16 protein-coding genes and 1 pseudogene are annotated in these 19,455 nt (G+C 39.8%); 11 read left to right on the plus strand and 6 right to left on the minus strand.

Annotation, left to right across the window (positions count from 1 at the left end; all coding sequences use genetic code 11):
- Positions 1 to 59: 59 nt before the first annotated feature.
- Together PVK79_RS13225 and PVK79_RS13230 are read left to right on the plus strand one after the other, a co-directional pair.
- On the plus strand, positions 60 to 2,330 hold the full coding sequence (locus tag PVK79_RS13225) for a TonB-dependent receptor (RefSeq protein ID WP_145233672.1): 2,271 nt from the start codon (positions 60 to 62) through the stop codon (positions 2,328 to 2,330).
- A 30-nt stretch (positions 2,331 to 2,360) separates the two neighbouring features.
- On the plus strand, positions 2,361 to 5,063 hold the full coding sequence (locus PVK79_RS13230) for a 7TM diverse intracellular signaling domain-containing protein (RefSeq protein WP_182734828.1): 2,703 nt from the start codon (positions 2,361 to 2,363) through the stop codon (positions 5,061 to 5,063).
- Here PVK79_RS13230 and PVK79_RS13235 read toward each other — a convergent pair.
- Positions 5,052 to 5,864, minus strand: coding sequence for a M61 family metallopeptidase (locus PVK79_RS13235; RefSeq protein WP_182734826.1), 813 nt, complete (start codon positions 5,862 to 5,864; stop codon positions 5,052 to 5,054). The two genes, PVK79_RS13230 and PVK79_RS13235, sit on opposite strands and share 12 nt — an antisense overlap.
- Positions 5,865 to 6,031: 167 nt before the next feature.
- On the opposite strand from PVK79_RS13235, the gene icd reads away from it, so the two are divergent.
- Entirely contained in the window at positions 6,032 to 7,291 is a 1,260-nt protein-coding gene (gene icd, locus PVK79_RS13240) for an NADP-dependent isocitrate dehydrogenase (protein ID WP_182734824.1), read from the plus strand.
- 1 nt (position 7,292) lies between these two features.
- On the opposite strand, the gene PVK79_RS13245 is transcribed toward icd, so the two are convergent.
- Both PVK79_RS13245 and PVK79_RS13250 read right to left on the minus strand, forming a co-directional pair.
- Positions 7,293 to 7,742: a hypothetical protein gene (locus tag PVK79_RS13245; RefSeq protein WP_182734869.1), complete on the minus strand. Its 450-nt coding sequence runs from the start codon at positions 7,740 to 7,742 to the stop codon at positions 7,293 to 7,295.
- A 149-nt stretch (positions 7,743 to 7,891) separates the two neighbouring features.
- The gene (locus PVK79_RS13250) at positions 7,892 to 8,839 is read right to left on the minus strand and encodes a LysR family transcriptional regulator (protein ID WP_145233680.1); all 948 of its coding nucleotides are present in this window, start codon (positions 8,837 to 8,839) and stop codon (positions 7,892 to 7,894) included.
- 104 nt (positions 8,840 to 8,943) lie between these two features.
- Between PVK79_RS13250 and aceK the strand changes: the two genes are divergently transcribed.
- The 4 genes from aceK (at position 8,944) to PVK79_RS13270 (ending at position 12,507) form a co-directional block, all read left to right on the plus strand.
- Positions 8,944 to 10,761, plus strand: a complete 1,818-nt coding sequence (gene aceK / locus PVK79_RS13255; protein ID WP_257325864.1) for a bifunctional isocitrate dehydrogenase kinase/phosphatase — start codon at positions 8,944 to 8,946, stop codon at positions 10,759 to 10,761.
- Between the two features lie 52 nt (positions 10,762 to 10,813).
- Complete coding sequence (locus tag PVK79_RS13260) at positions 10,814 to 11,206, plus strand: hypothetical protein (RefSeq protein WP_182734820.1); 393 nt, start codon at positions 10,814 to 10,816, stop codon at positions 11,204 to 11,206.
- Between the two features lie 21 nt (positions 11,207 to 11,227).
- On the plus strand, positions 11,228 to 12,190 hold the full coding sequence (locus PVK79_RS13265; RefSeq protein ID WP_182734818.1) for a zinc-binding dehydrogenase: 963 nt from the start codon (positions 11,228 to 11,230) through the stop codon (positions 12,188 to 12,190).
- Between the two features lie 62 nt (positions 12,191 to 12,252).
- Positions 12,253 to 12,507: a DUF2999 family protein gene (locus PVK79_RS13270; protein WP_145233688.1), complete on the plus strand. Its 255-nt coding sequence runs from the start codon at positions 12,253 to 12,255 to the stop codon at positions 12,505 to 12,507.
- 54 nt (positions 12,508 to 12,561) lie between these two features.
- Here the strand turns inward: PVK79_RS13270 and PVK79_RS13275 are convergent, their stop codons facing one another.
- The gene (locus PVK79_RS13275) at positions 12,562 to 13,287 is read right to left on the minus strand and encodes a flagellar brake protein (RefSeq protein ID WP_257325865.1); all 726 of its coding nucleotides are present in this window, start codon (positions 13,285 to 13,287) and stop codon (positions 12,562 to 12,564) included.
- A 163-nt stretch (positions 13,288 to 13,450) separates the two neighbouring features.
- Here PVK79_RS13275 and lepB point away from each other — a divergent pair, with 163 nt between their 5' ends.
- The 4 genes and pseudogenes from lepB to PVK79_RS23565 form a co-directional block, all read left to right on the plus strand.
- Positions 13,451 to 14,101 (plus strand): signal peptidase I, encoded by a 651-nt coding sequence (gene lepB / locus PVK79_RS13280; RefSeq protein WP_145233690.1) that lies wholly within the window; start codon positions 13,451 to 13,453, stop codon positions 14,099 to 14,101.
- 347 nt (positions 14,102 to 14,448) lie between these two features.
- Positions 14,449 to 14,877: a hypothetical protein gene (locus PVK79_RS13285; RefSeq protein WP_145233693.1), complete on the plus strand. Its 429-nt coding sequence runs from the start codon at positions 14,449 to 14,451 to the stop codon at positions 14,875 to 14,877.
- A 115-nt stretch (positions 14,878 to 14,992) separates the two neighbouring features.
- Entirely contained in the window at positions 14,993 to 15,382 is a 390-nt protein-coding gene (locus tag PVK79_RS13290; protein ID WP_257325866.1) for a hypothetical protein, read from the plus strand.
- Between the two features lie 150 nt (positions 15,383 to 15,532).
- Positions 15,533 to 15,713: pseudogene (locus tag PVK79_RS23565) on the plus strand (hypothetical protein); the annotation flags it as partial.
- Positions 15,714 to 15,800: 87 nt separating this feature from the next.
- On the opposite strand, the gene PVK79_RS13295 reads toward PVK79_RS23565, so the two are convergent.
- Together PVK79_RS13295 and metG are read right to left on the minus strand one after the other, a co-directional pair.
- Positions 15,801 to 16,913, minus strand: coding sequence for a response regulator (locus PVK79_RS13295; RefSeq protein ID WP_257325867.1), 1,113 nt, complete (start codon positions 16,911 to 16,913; stop codon positions 15,801 to 15,803).
- A gap of 372 nt (positions 16,914 to 17,285) precedes the next feature.
- Positions 17,286 to 19,310, minus strand: coding sequence for a methionine--tRNA ligase (gene metG, locus PVK79_RS13300; RefSeq protein WP_182759796.1), 2,025 nt, complete (start codon positions 19,308 to 19,310; stop codon positions 17,286 to 17,288).
- Positions 19,311 to 19,455: the final 145 nt, after the last annotated feature.

Consider the following 19,455-nt stretch of genomic DNA (forward strand, 5'->3'; position numbering starts at 1 on the left):
TCTATAATCGTAAATAATTACAATATCTTTACATTGTCGGTATTAAGGTTCACCATCTAATGAAAAGCCAACGTTATCCTTTTTCAAATCATATATTGCTGCTGTGCTCGTCGAGCCTCGTTTTTGCTGTGGCTGCACAGGCAAAAAATGACGATTCGAGTGGCTCTAGCCAAAGCCTCGAAGTCATTGAGGTGTTCGCCCAAAAACGCGCGCAGGCAATTGAAGATGTTAGTATTGCCATTAGTCAGGTCAAAGGTGATAGCCTTAAAAATCAACATTATAAAGATTCAACAGAGTTATCGGTATTCGCGCCTAATTTAAAAATCAGCCAAAATGCGGCTGAAGGTACGCCACCGGCGGTAAATATCCGGGGGGTTGGTTTAGTTGACTACAATACGGCGAACACCTCGCCTGTGGCTATTTATGTAGACGACATTGCCGTAGGATCTGCAAGTAATCAGATCGTTAACTTCTTTGATATTGAGCAAGTGGATATTTTGCGTGGTCCGCAGGGGACTTTATTTGGCCGCAATTCAACTGGCGGAGCAATTTTAATTCGCACTAAACGCCCTGAATTTAACGAGTCGGGGTATTTAACAGCGGGTATAGCAAATAATAACGCGTTTAGTATTGATGCTATGTATAACAATCAATTAAGTGATAACAGCGCGTTTCGTGTCGCTTTAAATCATCAAGACTATGACTATTCAACCACCAATACTTTTGCACAATCACCTACCGCTGGAATGCAACAAACCAATGCACGGCTATCACTATTAAGTGAGTTTGATACTGTACAGGTATTGTTACAAGCGCACCTCGAAGATTGGCAGGGTATTGTGCAGCCTGTCGGTAATATCGGTGTAGTGGCGGATCCATTAACAGGTCAGTTATGTAGTCCTAGCGAAGCTGGTTCGACAAATTGCTATGATAACTTTGGCTTCAATGATGCCAGTGATGACTTTTACACGGTTAAAGTTAATAACGATTCTCCGCATAAAACGGATGGTAAAGGGTTTAGTGCACATATTAATTGGCAATTAAATGAGTTTAACGAAATTATTTCGATTAGTAGTTATAACCAATTAGAGCGCGATCATGCATTTAATTGTGATGGCTCACCAGCGCGATTATGCGAAGGAAATCTAGGTTTAGATACTCACTTATTTAGCCAAGAGTTACGCTTGCAAACGCAATGGAACAAACATACTTTAACCAGTGGTTTATATTACGCAGATGAATCAATCAAACAAGATAATATTAACGATATTTTAAGAGATTATCGCGGTATATTAGCCACCGACTTAACCGCAACCTTCTTCTATGATAACCAAATTGACACGCAAAATATTGCCGCTTTCAGCCAGTTAGACTATCAACTTAATTCAGATTGGTTGCTAAGTGTTGGACTACGTTATTCCTATGAGTCACTTGATTATGACTCAGTGGCACAATTAAATATGGTAGTTGATCCGAGTGATTTAGCAGGGGTTTTAGTGCCATTTTATCATGTGCAAGGCGAGCAATCTGATAATGGTTTTTCTGGCCAGTTTGCTGTGAACTACCTTATTAACGATACAACCCATGGCTATTACCGTTTTGCAAATGGGATTAAAAGTGGTGGTTATAATGGCGGGTTTTTATCTTCCCCAGAGCAAGCCGAATTAGCTGACTATGGCAAAGAGCGTCTCAATGCGCATGAAATTGGTACTAAATCATGGTGGCCTGAGCAAGGTGTGCGGTTTAATTGGGCTGCTTTTTATTATGATTATAATGATCAGCAAGTGTTTATGAACCAACCATCAGACTCACCACAAAAGCCACCCGTGCAATTATTAGAGAACGTTGGTGATTCAGTGATCTATGGCCTTGAAGCTGAACTCGATTATCAAGCGACTAAAGCACTTTCAATGCGTTTTGCGATGGGTTACATTCCCCATGCGGAATTTGAAGAATTTGTTGATCCTTTGGGTAACAGTTTGACTCATAATCGGCTGCCATTTACATCAAAGTGGAATGTTAGTGCAGGCGTAGAATATCGTTTAGAGCTTGCTGGTAATCCCTTAACAACACAATTACTAGTGGATTATCAATCAGACTATTATTTTGATCAAAACCAAAATCCGTATGCTATGCAAGATGGTTACAGTTTAGTCAATGGTAATATTCGTTATCAATTAGATAACCTAGGTTTTGTACTGTGGGGGAAAAATTTATTTGCCAGTGAGTACAGTAATTTGAAGTTTGATTTGAGCTCTTTCCTTGGCATGTTGGAAGATTTTAAAGGGGAAGGTCGCCGCTATGGTTTGGATATCAGTTATCAGTTCTAATCTTTTTGTCATTAAACTGAGGCGTATTGTATGCTGTTAAAAGCAATACAAGGTTTTTGCTATGTAGTCTTTTTAGGCTTGCTAACAATATATGTCTGCGAAGTGCGAGCAACACAGTCAGCGGGTGTGTTTGTTTATACAGAGCAACAACAAGATATAAATTTGTTTCAAGTTGGTACCTTATTAGCGGCAAGTTATGAAGGGTTTCCTGATAACAGCACTCAGATTGCGACGTGGCTTGACAATAAAAAACCACAAACAAGTACCACATATTATGGCGGAAGTTATTGGTTAGTTGTCGAACTTGAAAATCAGACTCAGCTAGCTGAATTAGTGTTGTTCCCTTACAACACCTTAGTATCGCGTATTGAAACACGTGTATATGATATGGCCGATCCCACATCTGAGGCCGCGCGTTACATAACAGGGGGGATTGAAAAAAACGAATTTGCTTTTCATTACGGCAATAAAATAGCACTTACACCAGGCAAGCGTTACTTTTTGATCACCAAGTATGAAAGTGACTACTTTTACACTCCTCCTAAACTGGTATTAAAACCCTATGCAGACTTCTTTACCCAGATCACCATCGAAAATATGGTGATGATGTTGTGCTTTGGGGTAGGCATTGCGCTGGGTTTGTATAACTTATTAATATATTTTGGCGCACGGGATGTAACTCACCTTTATTACGCCTTATTTACAGCATGCTGGGTATTTGCCTGGAGCCAGTTTTTCCATATTCCAGATCAACTATTTGGTTTTTATAATGCCCATTTTCATTGGCTAGGGTTTGTTTTAATACCATTAACTAACATTTTATTTTTCAATAATTTGCTTAAGCTAAAAGACAGTTTTCCACAATTAGCCAAAGCATCAATTATATTAGCTGTGGTGGCAACCGCAGGTTTGCCTTTCGCTGCTATGTGGCCAGGTTTTGGGTTTATTTGGGCAACCATAGTAACGGGGTGCACCTTATGCTTAGGCATGTACATAGGGGTTCGCAGTTGGATGAGTGGTTTTAAACCCGCGCGATACTTTGTCTTTGCTTACCTAGCGATGGCAATTCCTAATATGGTGGGAAATTTAACTAATTTAGGTGTACTGACGCCGATTGCAATCGATCTGTACTTATTAGGTTTGATTGGCACCGCCTTAGATGCGATGTTACTCGCGTTTGCAGTGGCAAATAAATTTAGTATCTTACATGATGAGAATGTTGAGCTTACTAAAAACCTCGAGCAAAAAGTGCAATTGCGTACGCAGGAGTTACAACAATTGGCGTCAGAACTCACTGATGCCAGTGAAGCTAAGAGCCGTTTTTTAGCAAATATGAGTCATGAAATACGTACGCCAATGACCTCTATTATAGGCTACGCAGATGGTATTATTTTAGGCGATATTAAGCCTCACGAACGAAATCATGGTATTCGGGTTATTTTACAAAACAGCCGCCATGTTTTAGGACTCATAAACGACATACTTGATATGTCAAAAATAGAGGCCAATCGCCTTGAAATTGATTTAGTCGAGACTGACTTATTTGCAACCATTGCGCATATAGAATCGCTATTAGGCAAACAAATTCGTGATAAAGGTCTTAAATTTAAAGTTGATTACCAATTCCCACTGCCTGATTGGATTATTTCTGATCCAACCCGATTACGACAAATATTGTTAAACTTAACAGCTAATGCATTAAAATTTACCACGGTAGGGCATATTCAATTAGTGGTGAGTTGCACTAAAGAGCAGCTTGTCATTAAAGTTAAAGACACCGGCATCGGGATGACAGAGGCTGAGCAACAAGACTTGTTCACGCCGTTTTATCAGGCTGACTCATCGATCTCACGTAAATATGGCGGTACAGGACTCGGTTTAAATATTTCAAAAAGTTTAGCCGAAAAGTTAGATGGTAATATCACCGTTCATTCCCATGTTGGCAGTGGCAGTGAGTTTAGCCTCAATATCGCGCTATATATGCCTGAACGAGTACGTTGGATCAATAGTTTTGATGAGATCTCTATAAGCAAAGAAAAAGAGCTGCCAAGTCAAGATCAGCGAAATCTCGTGGGTGAAGTGCTGGTAGCGGAAGATCATCCTGAAAACCGTGAATTGATCAAACGTATTTTAGAGCGAATGGGGTTAACGGTTACTGCGGTAGAAAATGGCAAAGATGCAGTGCAAGCGACCCTAGATCATCAATTTGATTTGATTTTATTAGATATTCAAATGCCAGTAATGGATGGCGAACAAGCGATTCATATTATGCAGGCAACAGGATTAACGACCCCCATTGTTGCCCTTACAGCAAATACTATGAAGCATGAAGTTGATCGCTATCTAAAACAAGGGTTTATTGATCATATAGGCAAACCAATTGACCGCAGTGAATTTAGTCATAAAATTGCTAGTTATTTAGATATCGAAATGCTTGAAGATGTAAAATTGCCAGAGCATGAATTTGAGGTGCTTAAACAGGTGTACATAAAAGGGCTTAAAAAGCAGCGAGAAACAATAACCAAGCAATATACAGATGGCGATATGACAGGGTTTGCACAAAGTGTTCATATGCTAAAAGGAACTGCTGGAATGTTTGAGTGCGAAACATTGTACCAACATGCAATCAAGTTAGACAAAGCCCTTAAAGCCGATAGCGTGATGTTAGATAGCCATTTAGTTTATCAAGTGTTTGATGAAATTGATGATATTTTATGTCACTCACCTCAGTAAAATAAGCTGCTCACGGGTAATGTCCGGAAAATCAGTACGCTGTGTATAACGGGCATATAAGGTTGAAAAAATGGCGCTGCGTGAAAGCTGATCAAATGTTGTGATCAGTTTTTTTGCTGTTGTTTTTGAGCTATAACAACACTCGTTATAGCGTTTTATTAATTGTGTCAAGCTTTGTCCTTGTTGCTGTAAAGCCAGCTCTGCTTCAATAAAAAATGCGCTACCACTCCAATAAACTCTTTGTTGTGCACCTTGTTGCCACATATCGTCGGCAAGTTCACTTAATGGCTGTTGCTTTGTTCGCGTTTGCTGACGTCCGCGTTCAAGCCCTGCAGATAGTCGATGTATAAATTGCTTCCTAGTGATCACTTTACTATCACGCATTATTATATTTTGCATATAGGTTGCAAATCCTTCACTTAACCAGAAGCCCGAATAGGGTAGTAACGGTAAGTAAAGGTGTGCCATTTCATGGTAGAGGGTCCAGTCATCACGTAATTGTGTAAAACTGGCAAAGCGATCAAAATGTAACTCTATGCCATCTGGATCACCACGGCGCACACTTCCCCAAGGCACGGGTTCAAATGCAATATACCGAGGGTGTAAATAAATGGGTAAATTAGAGTATGGCAGTGGGCCTAAAGTTGCCTGAGTTTGCTCAAGACTAAAATTCAGCCATTGCAGTATTATCTGCTGCTTGCTTTTTGACAGCTCGGTTAATCCTTGAGGATCAAGCTGGGCTGCGAAAACAGATGTACTCGCTAAACAAGTAACGAATAAAATTCGATTAAACAGTTTCATATCTGGTACTTAATGGTTTTTAATTGCTCACAGAAGACCGAGTAAAGCATAAAATCCGTTCACTATTTTATTGTTGAATGATAAGTATAGATGCTAAAACCACGACACTCACTGCCAACCATGGTTTAATGTTTATATGATATTTTATAATAAAAATATGGCAGGTTATGGGTTATCAACACATTGAAATCCCACCTCAGGGTGAACAAATTAGCATTGATAATAAAGGCGTGTGGCATATTCCGGCGCAGCCGATCATTGCTTACATTGATGGTGATGGAGTAGGGCAGGATATCTCCCCTTGTATGCGCGACATTGTGAACCATGCTGTGCAGTTATGTTATCAAGGAGTGCGAAAAATTCACTGGATGGAAGTCTTTAACGGTGAAAAAGCTGCGCAGCTATATGATGGGGATTGGTTTCCGCAAGAGACGATTCATGCGGTTCGGCAATTTAAAATAGCGATTAAAGGGCCTTTAACCACGCCGATTGGCGGAGGTTTTCGTTCACTCAATGTTGCTCTTCGTCATGAAATGGATTTGTTTGTAAATATGCGGCCGATTAAAGGCTATTGCGCATTACCGTCACCGTTAAAAAAACCTGAAAATACCAATATTGTTGTGATCCGCGATAGCTCTGAAGATGTGTACTCTGGAATTGAATGGCAAGCTGGCAGTGTCGAAGCCGAAAAAATGCTGGATTTTTTATGCCAAGAAATGGGCGTAACCCGTCTGCGCTTTGATCAACAATGTGGTATTGGCATTAAAAATATTTCTAAAGAAGGGTCAGAGCGGCTAGTGCGCTATGCAATAGCGTATGCGCTTGAACAAAATAGTGACTCGGTAACGGTAGTGCATAAAGGCAATGTACTTAAATTTACTGATGGTGCGTTTAAGCGTTGGGGGTTTGCCGTGGCGCAAACTGAGTTCTCAGCAATACCACACAGTAATGGCCGTTGGCTAGAAATACCGCGTGAGGGCTTGGCACCGTTAGTTATTAAAGAAGTGATTGCAGATAACATGCTCCAGCAAGCGTTAATGAATCCTGAGCAATTTGATGTAGTGGTAACAACCAACCAAAATGGCGATTATCTAGCAGATATGTTGACTGCACAAGTGGGTGGTATTGGTATTATGCCCGCAGCAAATTTAAATAATGAAGTGGCTTTTTTTGAACCAACTCATGGTACGTTTGAGCGTATTGCTGGACAAAATAGTGCAAATCCTACCAGTAGTATTTTAAGTGCGGTGATGATGCTACGGTTTATGAATTGGCACGAAGCGGCCAACAGTATAGAGCTGGCTTTGCAACAGACATTTATAGCCGGTGAAGTGACCTTTGATTTACAGGCAGAGCAGCAAAACTCGACCATCCTCAGTTGCAGTGATTTTACACAAAGGATAATCGAGCGTTTAAAAGTTTCATGAACTACGCTGCATTGGCGTTGTAGAGCTTTGCACGATACATGCAAGGGCGATTAGTCAGTGTTGCAGCACGTTGATAAATTGCTTTTGCATTGTGTTCATCGCTTGGTGTACCGCTTAATGTATCCATTAAAGCAACAACAATAATAGCTGGCACCTGACAGCAATATTCATCTAATACCGCAGTTGTTGTTTGTGCATCAACATGACAATGCGGGTGATTATGCTCAACTTGATACGCATGCAATAACGTTTGTACATCTAAACTGTCATTGTCAAAATGTTTGTTTTTACGACATTGACAGCCAAATTCATCAACCAGAGTCGCCAATGCTTGGTAAACATCATTACACTCAAGGGTGGTTTGCTTACAAAGTTTTTGTTCGATGAACGCATGTAAATGGCCGTCGATAAATAATCCGTCTTGTTGGGTGAAGCTTGCTGTAGTTTGCATCATAATGTTGTCTCTCAGTGTTAGTGGTTAACTCATTTGGTATGACTTCACTGTAGCCCTAAGCACACTATTTATGAAATTGTTGTTTTCAATAACTGATATTGATTTAATCAATAATAACGAGGGAGCTCCATTTTAATTAGAGCTTTCTAGCGATCAGCAATCGTATTAGCGAACGCTTGCAGTTCGCGGCGTAACCATTGGTGTGGGCTGGCATGATGCAGTAATGGGCTCCATAGCATTTTTACTTCAATTGGGACAATTTGAAACGGCACAGGGCTAATCACTAACTCGGTATGTTTAGTTAGCAGCATTGCTTGTCGTCTTGGTAGTGTGGCGATCAGTTGTGGCGATTGGCATAGCAAACTTGCCACCATGTAATGACGAGTAAACACCCGAATATGACGGGTTTGTTCAAGCTGCCAAAGAGCTTCGTCTACCCATCCCAGCTTTTGGCTACCTGATTTATTCGTGACGGCAGCTTCAGCCCCCCAGCCTGCACGATTTACCCAAATATGCTCTGACGCTAAGTATTGCTCTAGATCAGGCTGTTTTAAGTATGGGTTAGCTGGATGCATTAAACAGCAATAGTTATCGCGCCAGACACTGGCCTGATGAAAAGACCGTGGTAGGCCGTTGAAGCGATTGATGGCTAAGTCAATGCTGCCCTTTTCCATATCTTGCAGGCTAACATCGCTGGGGCTAAGCACATCAAAATTAAGTCCTGGATGTTTATTGAGTTGCTGGGTAATAAAAGGCGCGACTAGCGTTGATTCTAAATAATCATTCGCCATAATTCTAAAGGTGAGTTCGCCAGTGGTTGGATCAAACATATCACTGGGTTGGGTTATTGCCTCAGCCATTTTTAACAGCGCTTCTATTTCAGGTTTTAAACTCAGCGCTTTTGCAGTAGGAGTCATAGAGCCTGCGGCACGTACTAGGAGCGGATCGTCAAATAAATCACGTAAACGTTTTAGTGCATTACTCATTGCAGGTTGGGTTAATGCTAATTTATTTGCCGCTTTCGAGACATTTCGCTCATCTATCAGTACATTTAAGTACACAAGCAAGTTGAGATCGACATTTCTTATATTCATTTGATCAATCTTATTCATTCGCTGTATTAATTATCTAAATTAAAGCGTGCTTGCTAAGGTGTGTAAACCACTAAATAGACATAGTCATCATAAGTGATAGAAATATGCTAGAGCTAAAAACAGCAAATACGTTATCGACTCAAACTAGCAACGCAATTGAGCAAGTCATTGCGACCAAATTAGCGCGTGCCGTATTCGCAGGCTTTGAAGCGATGTTTGCTGAGTTTTTAAATATTACCTTAGGTGCACAAAGTCGTTTTGAGCAACGGCAATGGCAAAGTGTACAATCGGCAATGCGTGAGCGTTTACAAGTATATGAAAGGCAAGTTAAAAATGTTAGTGAAGCGGTGCGAGTCATTGCATTTAAAGAGCTCAACGATCCGCGACTGTGGCAGCAGGCAAAGCATATTTATGGCCAAATGGTGCAAGATCATGAAAACCAACCGATTGCGCATACATTTTTTAATTCAACTTTTGGCTCGATTTGGGATGATAAAAAAATTCGCACCGTGCATTTATTTGTTTTAAAAGCCAAATACCGCGCTAAATCTCGGCCATTTGATAATTTAGTAAGTCGTATTTCATTGCAAAATGGCTTTAGCCAGGCGGTGGAGCAACTTATTTATCGACAAGCTTTTCGGGTTGGATTTACAGATTTAGCTCATGATGTTGATATTTTGCAGCGTACTTTGGCGTTAGGTGCGCAGCAGCAATGTCGTCAAGTGTATGAGCTGATGAATTTAAACGATGGCTATATTGAATACGCTAATTCACTGTTTTTTAGAAATAAAGCCTGCTACTTAATAGGTCGTTGTATTGCTAAAAATGGCGATAACATGCCCTTTGCTGTCGCTATTTTACATACCCAAAGCGGTTTAAAGCTTGATGCGGTGATGATGGGCGCAGATCAACTGAGTTTATTATTCGGCTTTGCTCGCACCTACTTTATGGTTGATACCGACCAACCCGCGCGCTATGTAGATTACTTATCAGTGCTAATGCCACATAAGCAACGATTTGAATTATTCAATGCCATTGGCTTTATTAAACATGCCAAAACAGAGTTTTATCGCTATAAGGTCGACACCACCAACAATAGTCCCATAGATGATAAGTACATTATTGCCCCCGGCACGCCAGGCATGGTGATGCTAGTATTTACCACTGCTGGCTCAGATTATGTTTATAAGGTAATAAAAGATAAATTTAGCGCGCCTAAAACATCAACCAAAGCACAGGTGATGGCAAAATACGACTTTGTAAAACAAGCGGATAGAGTCGGCCGTTTAGTCGACACCCATGAATTTCGCTATTTAGCATTTGATTTAAATCGTTTTAGCGATGAATTGCTTACCCATATGCGAGCGAGTATCGGCTCAAGTATGGCTATTGCAAATAAAGCCTTAGTGCTTAAGCATGTATACGTTGAGCGCAAAATGACACCACTTAATTTATACATCAATCAATGTGACGATAAACAACTGAATAATGTAATGCTTGATTACGGCAAGGCGATTAAAGAGTTAGCCGGGGCTAATATTTTCCCCGGTGATATGTTGATGAAAAACTTTGGTGTGACCCGTTGGGGGCGCGTGGTATTTTATGATTATGATGAAATTTGCCCATTAACTGATTGTAACTTTAGAGACTTACCGAGCAGTGAAAATAGTTTTGATGAACTAAGCAGCGAAAGCTATTTTGATGTTGCCGAAAATGATGTATTCCCGAGTCAGTTTAAAGTGTTTTTTAGTGCTGATCAGCAAGCATTTAGTCATTTTTGCCAGCAACATCAAGACTTATTTAGTCCTGATTTTTGGCTGCAGTGCCAAGCTGATATCAATGCTGGGCAATTGGCTGATGTGTATCCATACAAACAAAGTTGGCGATTTCAGCCGGGGGTTATTACCCATAAGTCTGATTAATTTTTGGTGTGTAAAAAGGTAAGCTTACATAAAATAAAAACCAAGGAAAACCATGAAATCTTTATTATTAGCAAGTTTATTTATCACCTCACCGCTGGTTATAGCTAACCCGCTATTAGGCAGTTGGGAGTTTGTGGAAGGGAAATATGCAGTTGAACAAGGTTATGTGACTGCCAAAGCACCAGAGCTGACCTCAGTTAAACTAATAACCGCCACTCATTTTAATTACATCACCCAAAAAAATGGCCAGTTTCATTATGCAGGTGGCGGGCAGTACACCTTAAAAAACCAACAATTTGTAGAGACTTTTGCTTACGGTAATATTGAATCGTTGCTTGGCAAAACCATGGCTTTTGATTACAAAATTGAAGGAGATTTGTGGCATCATTCTTTGACAGAAAATGGTAAGTTAGTCGAGGCCGAAGTGTGGCGCAAAATCGATTAACTCATCAATTCAGGAGCTGCAATGCAATTTATTTCTCATCAAGATCAGCATTTAACATTAAGCGACACCGCTAAACCGCAATTAAAAACTAATGAAGTGTTAATTAAAGTTGCTGCTATCGGCGTGAACCGCGCTGATTGTATGCAACGTCAAGGTAAGTATCCAGCGCCACAGGGCGACAGCCCCATTTTAGGGCTTGAATGCGCAGGCACAGTGATTGAGCTTGGCACCGAGGTTGATCAAAGTTGGCTTAATAAAGCGGTATTTACTTTGTGTGCAGGCGGTGCATATAGCGAATATGTGGCGGTCGATGCAGCACAATTAATGGCTTTACCAAGTGATTTAACTATGGCGCAAGGTGCAGCGATCAGCGAAGTATATTTAACCGCGTTTGGTGCGTTATTTCAACTTGGTAAGTTACAAGCAGGGCAAACAGCACTGATCCATGCTGGCGCAAGTGGCGTAGGTGGGGCTGCTATTCAAATGGCTAAACGTATTGGGGCAACGGTTGTTATTACCGCAGGTAGCGATGAAAAGTGCGAACACGCCAAAGCGCTTGGTGCTGATCATGTAATCAACTACAAAACCGACGATTTTGTTGTTTACATGCAAAACCATGGTTTAACGGCGAACGTGATTGTTGATCCGGTATCTGGGCGCTATTTAAGTAAAAATGCAGCAATCGCCGCCATGGATTGCCAAATAATTATGCTGGCATTTTTAGATGGTCGCTTCGCAGAAGTAGATTTTGCACTCTTGTTACAAAAGCGGATTTCATTTCATGGCTCAACACTGCGCAATCGCAGTCAAGCGTTTAAACGCCAACTACGCGATGAGTTTGTAGCAAAATTTTATGACGAAATAGCAAATCAACAGTTTGATTTAAATATTTATAAAACGTTGCCTTGGCAAGACGCTGGTGAGGCACACGCCATTCTTGAACGAAACGAAAATGCCGGAAAAGTTGTATTATTAGTTCAGTAGTTTAAAAACCAATATTTGCCCATATAACTATGGGCAACTATAAAGCGATTTAAGGCAAAAACATGAACCCAATTATAGCAACATTAAAAGAGCACAATGTTAGCGATGAAAAAGTACACGAACTTTTTCAAGCATTTACTCAAAACCCAATGATGGCAATGGCACTTGTGCAGCAACTCGGTATTCCACCAGAGAAGTTACAAGCACTAATGGGCTTGGTAATGACCCAGCCTCATTTAATAAAAGAAGCCGCTGATTCACTTGGTATTGGTGAAGGTGAGCTTGAAAAAGCTAAGCAGCAGTTTAAAAACCAATAACGAGTTATCAATGAGAGTACATTTAGTTACTCTCATTTGTTAAACATGCAATTATTAAGCAATGTCTATCGTGTAAGCGGCCAATAAGTTTTGCATTTTTTGTTGTTCATGTGCGGCAAACTCGATGCCCACACTTAAACGATCTCCCTGCATTTGATTGTTGCGCACATGCGCACTGATCACCACGGCACTGTTGTCGATAGGCGATAGAACATGCACAAACACGGGGCGTTTCTTAAGCGCTAAAAACCCTGAATTAACATGCACAGTAAAGCGACAACCAGTCGGTGAAATATCGATGATCAAACCTTGCAATAGATTTTCACTGTCATAAGTATGCGATTTATTAATGCTAATCTTTGCTGGTATATGGGTTTGTAAACGGCTGACTTCACGCAGTTGCCGACTCTCAATATTCTTAGGGTAAGCAAGGTAAAGTAACTTTTCTGGTCGAAAAGAAATAGCTAATATAGTGGTCGAAAAAGCGACGCACTCCCCACGTTCACCTTCGACTATATAGCGTACAATTGCGCCATTGCCTTCTTTTAACACATCAGCATATTGGCTTTTTTTTGCTTGGACAGGGTACTTTAAAATTAAATACTTACCAGCTTCATAGCCAACTAAAGAGAGTTTAAATCTGACACTTAATGGGTTGGTGAACTGAATGTCGATTAATTTACCAGGCAGTAAGTCTAAGCAAAACTTAGCTTTGCTAGCTTGCGCTGGTCTGTCTTGTGTAATTTCCATATATACGTAGTTATTATTATTTGTTTCCAAATAGTATCCATCAAAAGAACTAAAAAATCACTACGAAAAACGACTGGTATTAGTTTATTAGCCTTAATTAATAGAAGTAATACACGCCTTGTTACAAAGTTGATTGAACTGATAAATATCTGCTTTGTCTATTAAATAACATACTAACTTATGGAACAAAACTGTGAAATACCTTTATAAAATATGGAAAAATAACCGCTCATTAATCGTATTTATCTCGCTGATGTGTGTTTTTAGAAGTGCAGTGGCTGACTGGTACGAAGTACCCACAGGTTCAATGCAGCCAACCATTGTTGAGGGCGACCGTATATTGACAGATAAAATGGCGTATGACCTACGAGTGCCTTTTACTAAAATTTCGCTGGTTAAACTAGCCGAGCCAGAGGCCGGCGATATTATTGTATTTGATTCTGTTGCGGCACAAAATCGCCTAATAAAAAGAGTGATAGGTGTACCGGGCGACACTGTTGCTTTAGTTAATAATCAACTTGTTATTAATGGTGAAAAGCTTGATTACGAAACTGTAGCTGAAACCGCCATAAACCGAGTGGAAATAGAGAATTTGCATGGCATAAAACATACCGTAAAACTCGCTAAGCAGCGCTCTTATATGCAAAATTTTGATCCACTTATCATCCCTACAGATATGTATTTAGCAATGGGGGATAACCGTGATAACAGTGCTGATTCACGAGTAATAGGCTTAGTACCAAGAGCTGAATTGCTCGGAAGGGCAAAGCGGGTGATAGTTTCACTGGATTACGATGACTATTATTTACCACGTAAAAACAGGCTTCTAAAAGAATTACAGTAATAGTAAGCGCTATTATAGTCTGGTAAAGGATAGCACTGATAAAGAATAGTAGTGCAAAAAATAACAGCGCTAAAACTTAAAATAGCTTAGCGATTAAATTTAGCGTTGTTGACTCTCACCTAACAATAAACTGTATATAAAAATAGTGTTTATGATTTTGTCAGATATTACTGTTCTCTAGCATTTTTGTATATTGCTGCATTTGTAAAAAATGAGGTAAAGTTAACTAGTTGTTTACAGGTATCTGTTTGATAGCTAAGATAAATGCATTGTAATATATGGATATTTTTCTGTTTGTAAAAAGATAAATGTCGTAGATAAAATTGTTATACCTTCAAGGAAGCTCAGTGAAACTTTTAGTTTTGTTATTTTTATTTACTTCAATATCAACTTTTTCTTGTGATAAAAAAAGCGAAATAAAGAAAGTAGCGGCGTTTATAACTCAAGATAATTTCGCTGATTTATCAGAAATAACGGTTTATTACCCTGTTAATTATGGTGTTGCTGAGGCTGTAAGAGCTGTAATCTCTCTAGGTGAAATTGATAGGGTAACCTTGTATGTTCCTACAATTATTTCTGAACCATATGCTTTTGAAAGCAATCATGAGCTAGCTGATTATAAAGTATCAACCTTTACAATTAAGACTGATACGATAAATGAGGCTTATATTACTGTGAATTACCGAGCTCCGAAGAAAAATGATGGCTTAATCACTTTTTGTATGGGACCTTTTCGAGTCTATAAAATAAGTGAATTACCGATAAAGAAGGTATAATAAACGCATCAGAAATGACTTCAAACGCTTGGCTGGCTCTCATTCTTCGCTAATTATAGCCAAGCATTTTCCGCAATTTATGCGGGTGTTAACTTAACTAAACATGGTGCCCATATTGAGAGTTTCTGAAAGGCTGAAATATGCAGTCATCTTATCTTTTGCCAGTTGGCCACTATTCATTTGGCTGGGCACAGATCTCGTCGGTAGCTTTTGCGCACTTTCAGGGTTTATAGTTGGCTATTACTTTGCTCCAATAACTCACAGACAAACCAAAAAGTACCAAGTACAGCTTTTAGGTTTGGGCATGGGCTTTCTAGCTCTGTATTTATCGAGCTTTTTAAGAAGTATATTTGAGTTAATTTCAGGTGAGCCTTTTAAAGGTGTAGGTTACTACTTAATATCAGCACTAACAGGGCCTTATTTTGGTCTAATGTTTTTCGGTATACCACTTATAATTTTTTCTTTTACCAATTATATGATTTGGCTATGGTCACCCAAACGTTAAGTTAACTGGGTAGCCGCAGGTCGCTAACTTCAGCCTCCACACCACCCATCATGCGCTTTTTATTAACAGGAAGTACAATGCGCGATTCACCTCCCGTAATGAATATTTATCCAAATATCTCTCAGTGACGTTATTTTATTGAAGGAATGTCAAAGGTCAGGCTGTATTGAGCCAGCATTCTTTTAAGTAAAAAGCGCAATCTTACAGTTAACAAAGGGATGAATAAATTGACCTTATGCGGTCAAACGAAAGTGAATGCGTTCGCTTCATCATGTGGCAACTGTATTGCCTGGTTCATAATATAGAAAAACGACAAAGCACGATGTACTAATTAGGGTAAGCCCTTACTTCCTCTAATACAGCCACCACAGATTTTTGAATACTCCCCTATAGGAGATGTTATGTGCTAATTTTTCACTTATTCAACAGCTTTAAGGCGTTTTGTTATAGCTTGAAGTTTATCTTCTAGAGTGAAAGATAGTACCAATGTTTCTTCTACAACTTCTTTTGTCTCATCTACTAACCCCATCAGCTCCGATTCTTGTTCTTCATCCAATCCTAAGATAATCATTTTTGATTGCACCGCTTGAGATAAATCATTAACGAGTATTCTTATTTGTTTATCTTGATCTAAACATAACTTTTTTATCGTGCCAAAATCTTCAGCAAGTTGACTTTTAAGGCTATTTAATGCGAGTTGCCGTATACTGCTTTTTTCTAATTGTTCTTCAATAAAGTCTATTCTACTTTCTACAATAGTAAGTAAGATAGCAAAGTTATCGCGAAGACGGCCAAGTAAGTCTTCATCTCTTGCATTGATCCCTTTTACTATCATTGAGCAGGTAGGCGAGTTAAATAATAAATTGGAACTAAATGGCACTATTCGCTTAGCTCCTCGGCCTAACTCAAGAATTTCTTTTTCTAAGTCAGTAATAGTGTGTTGTGGAAATTGGTGATATTGCTTTGCTACTCGAAACTCTACACAACAGCTCGCGCCTACATTGGTAAAATAGCGTTGGATGTTGCTAAATAAGGTATTCAGATCTGTTACTTCAAGATTGTCGGTAAAAAATTTTACTAAATCTCCAAGTTCACTTGCCTGTTGCATAGATGTGAAAGCGGTAGATGAAGCTACTTCGAACATTTCTTTTAAGTTGTTACGCTCTGTAATACGCAGCTCAACACGTTTTAATTTTTCACAAAGTACTTTGAAATCGACTGGCTTAGCAATATAGTCATCGCCTCCATATCCATAAGCGGCGAGTTTGTCTTCACTCGATGTTAAGGCTGAGATAAATATAATTTCACACTCGTCGTACGCACCGCATTCCTTTATCTCTTTAACTAAATCGTAACCCGTGAAGTCATTACTAAGTAAGATATCCATCAGTACTACCTGTGGCTGATGCTCTTCCATCAAAGCTAAGATAGGTTCACTCCCATCAGATGAAGTAATGTCATATTGCTTAGATAGCACCATTTCCATGATATTTCTATTTTGAGGGTTATCGTCGATGGACAATATTTTCACATGCACTCCTAAATTTAATTATCCTTATGCTGCATTATTTGATAATAGCCATGGAAATGGTTACCCGCAAATAATAAACTCATTTATGTTTTGAGCGCAGGCTTGGAGGTCAGCTTATTTTTAAAATAATAAAAGGCAAGTAATTTTAATTACATAGGCACTCATGCTAAATTTTGTAATGTCTAGCTTAAGAACTACAATTAGGTAAAGTATGCAGCAGGAAATAGAACCAAATAGATTGTTATTGCGTCCTTTCGTTTTTTCTGACGCTGAATGTGTTGCAAAATTGGCTGGAAAAACAATTTGTTCTGGCAATTAAAAAAGCCGTTGTTTAAAACAACGGCTTTTTAGTGTTAACTAGTTAAAGTCGAATTACATTACACGCATACCTGGCTCTGAGCCGTCGTCTGGGTTCAAAATATAGATTTCTTTTCCACCAGGGCCTGCTGCCAGTACCATGCCTTCTGACATGCCAAAGCGCATCTTGCGTGGCTTCAGGTTGGCAACCATAACCGTAAGTTTGCCTTCAATGTCTTCAGGGGCGTAGGCTGATTTAATACCTGCAAATACTTGGCGTGTTTCGCCGCCTAAGTCGAGCGTTAGTTTAAGTAGTTTATCAGCGCCTTCAACGTGCTCTGCTTTGGCTATTTTAGCTACACGTAAATCTACTTTGGCAAAATCGTCAAATTCGATTTCAGCTGCAATAGGCTCTTTTGCCAAAGGGCTGTTTGGATCGATTTTGTCTTTTGCAGCGAGTAAGCTTTCTTTTGATTCTTCGACCATTTTATTTACTTTATCCATTTCTACACGTTGCATTAACGGTTTAAATTTATTGATAGGGTGGCTAACAAGCGCAGTTTGCGCGCCTTGCCAAGATAGATCATCATTTAAGAAGTCTTCTACGTTTGCCGCCATACCCGGTAATACCGGTTTTAAGTAAGTCATTAACACGCGGAATAAGTTAAGCCCAAGCGAACACACTTGGTGAGCTTGTTCTTGTTTCGTCTCGTCTTTGATCAATACCCATGGTGCTGCGGTATCAATAAATTGGTTTGCTTTATCAGCAAGCGCCATTATTTCACGAATAGCACGGCTATAATCACGGTTTTCATAGTGCTGTGCAACGGTATCGGTAGCTGCTTGGAATTCAGCTAATAATTGCGGCTCCATGACAGTGTCACTTAATTTACCGTCAAACTTTTTAGTAATAAAACCGGCGCAACGGCTGGCAATGTTAACCACTTTACCAACTAAGTCTGAATTTACACGTAGTGCAAAGTCCTCTAAGTTTAAGTCAAGATCGGTGATGCCGCTGTTAAGTTTAGCAGCGTAGTAATAACGTAAAAACTCAGGGTCGAGGTTTTCTAAATATGTACGCGCTTTAATAAACGTGCCTTTCGATTTAGACATTTTAGCGCCATTAACCGTTACAAAACCATGCGCGAATACATTGGTTGGCTTTCTGAATTTTGCGCCTTCAAGCATTGCTGGCCAAAATAAGCTGTGGAAGTAGATAATATCTTTACCGATAAAGTGGTAAAGCTCAGCGTCAGAACCTTCTTGCCAAAATGCATCAAAGTCGATGCCTTGTTTGTCGCATAAGTTTTTAAAGCTGGCCATGTAACCAATTGGCGCATCAAGCCAGACATAAAAATATTTACCAGGCGCACCAGGGATTTCAAAGCCAAAGTAGGGCGCATCGCGGCTGATATCCCATTGTTGCAGGCCATCGGCAAACCATTCGTCTAGTTTGTTGGCCATTTCTTGCTGAATAGTGCCGGAGTGAAGCCACTCTTTTAACATGCCTTCAAATGCTGGCAGGTCAAAAAAGTAATGCTCAGAGTCTTTAAGTACTGGCTCAGCACCTGACATCACAGAGCGCGGGTTGATAAGCTCTGTTGGGCTATATGTTGCGCCACATGCGTCACAGCTGTCGCCATTTTGGTCTTCAGACTTACAAGTTGGGCACGTACCAGTTACAAAGCGATCGGGTAAGAAAATGCCTTTTTCAGGATCAAATAACTGTGAAATAGTATGCTTTTTGATATGACCGGCATCGTTTAAGCGATTATAAATAAGCTCGCTGAACTCTTTGTTTTCTTGGCTGTGGGTGCTGTGGTAGTTATCAAATTTAATATTGAAGTCTGCAAAGTCACGTTGACGTTCAATGCTGACATTTTTTACCATTTCTTCCGGCGTGATCCCTTGCTTTTGTGCATTGAGCATAATTGGCGTGCCATGGGCATCGTCGGCGCAAACATAATAAGCTTCGTGGCCTTGTAGTTTTTGAAAACGTGACCAGATATCAGTCTGAATATATTCCAATAAATGGCCTAAATGTGTTGGGCCGTTGGCATAAGGTAATGCACTGGTAATGAGGATCTTTCGCTGTGCCATAATCATTCCGAATTGACGGTTCCTGTTAAGGAACGGATGAAAATCATAATATTATCAGCAAACCTAAAGGAAACACCTTCGTGGTTGGCCGATTTTCATTAATTGACTGGTGTTAATGCCCTGAATGTTACATAATTCCGAGGCA

Origin of the sequence: Pseudoalteromonas rhizosphaerae (assembly GCF_028885455.1) — a bacterium.
GTDB classification, from domain to species: domain Bacteria; phylum Pseudomonadota; class Gammaproteobacteria; order Enterobacterales; family Alteromonadaceae; genus Pseudoalteromonas; species Pseudoalteromonas rhizosphaerae.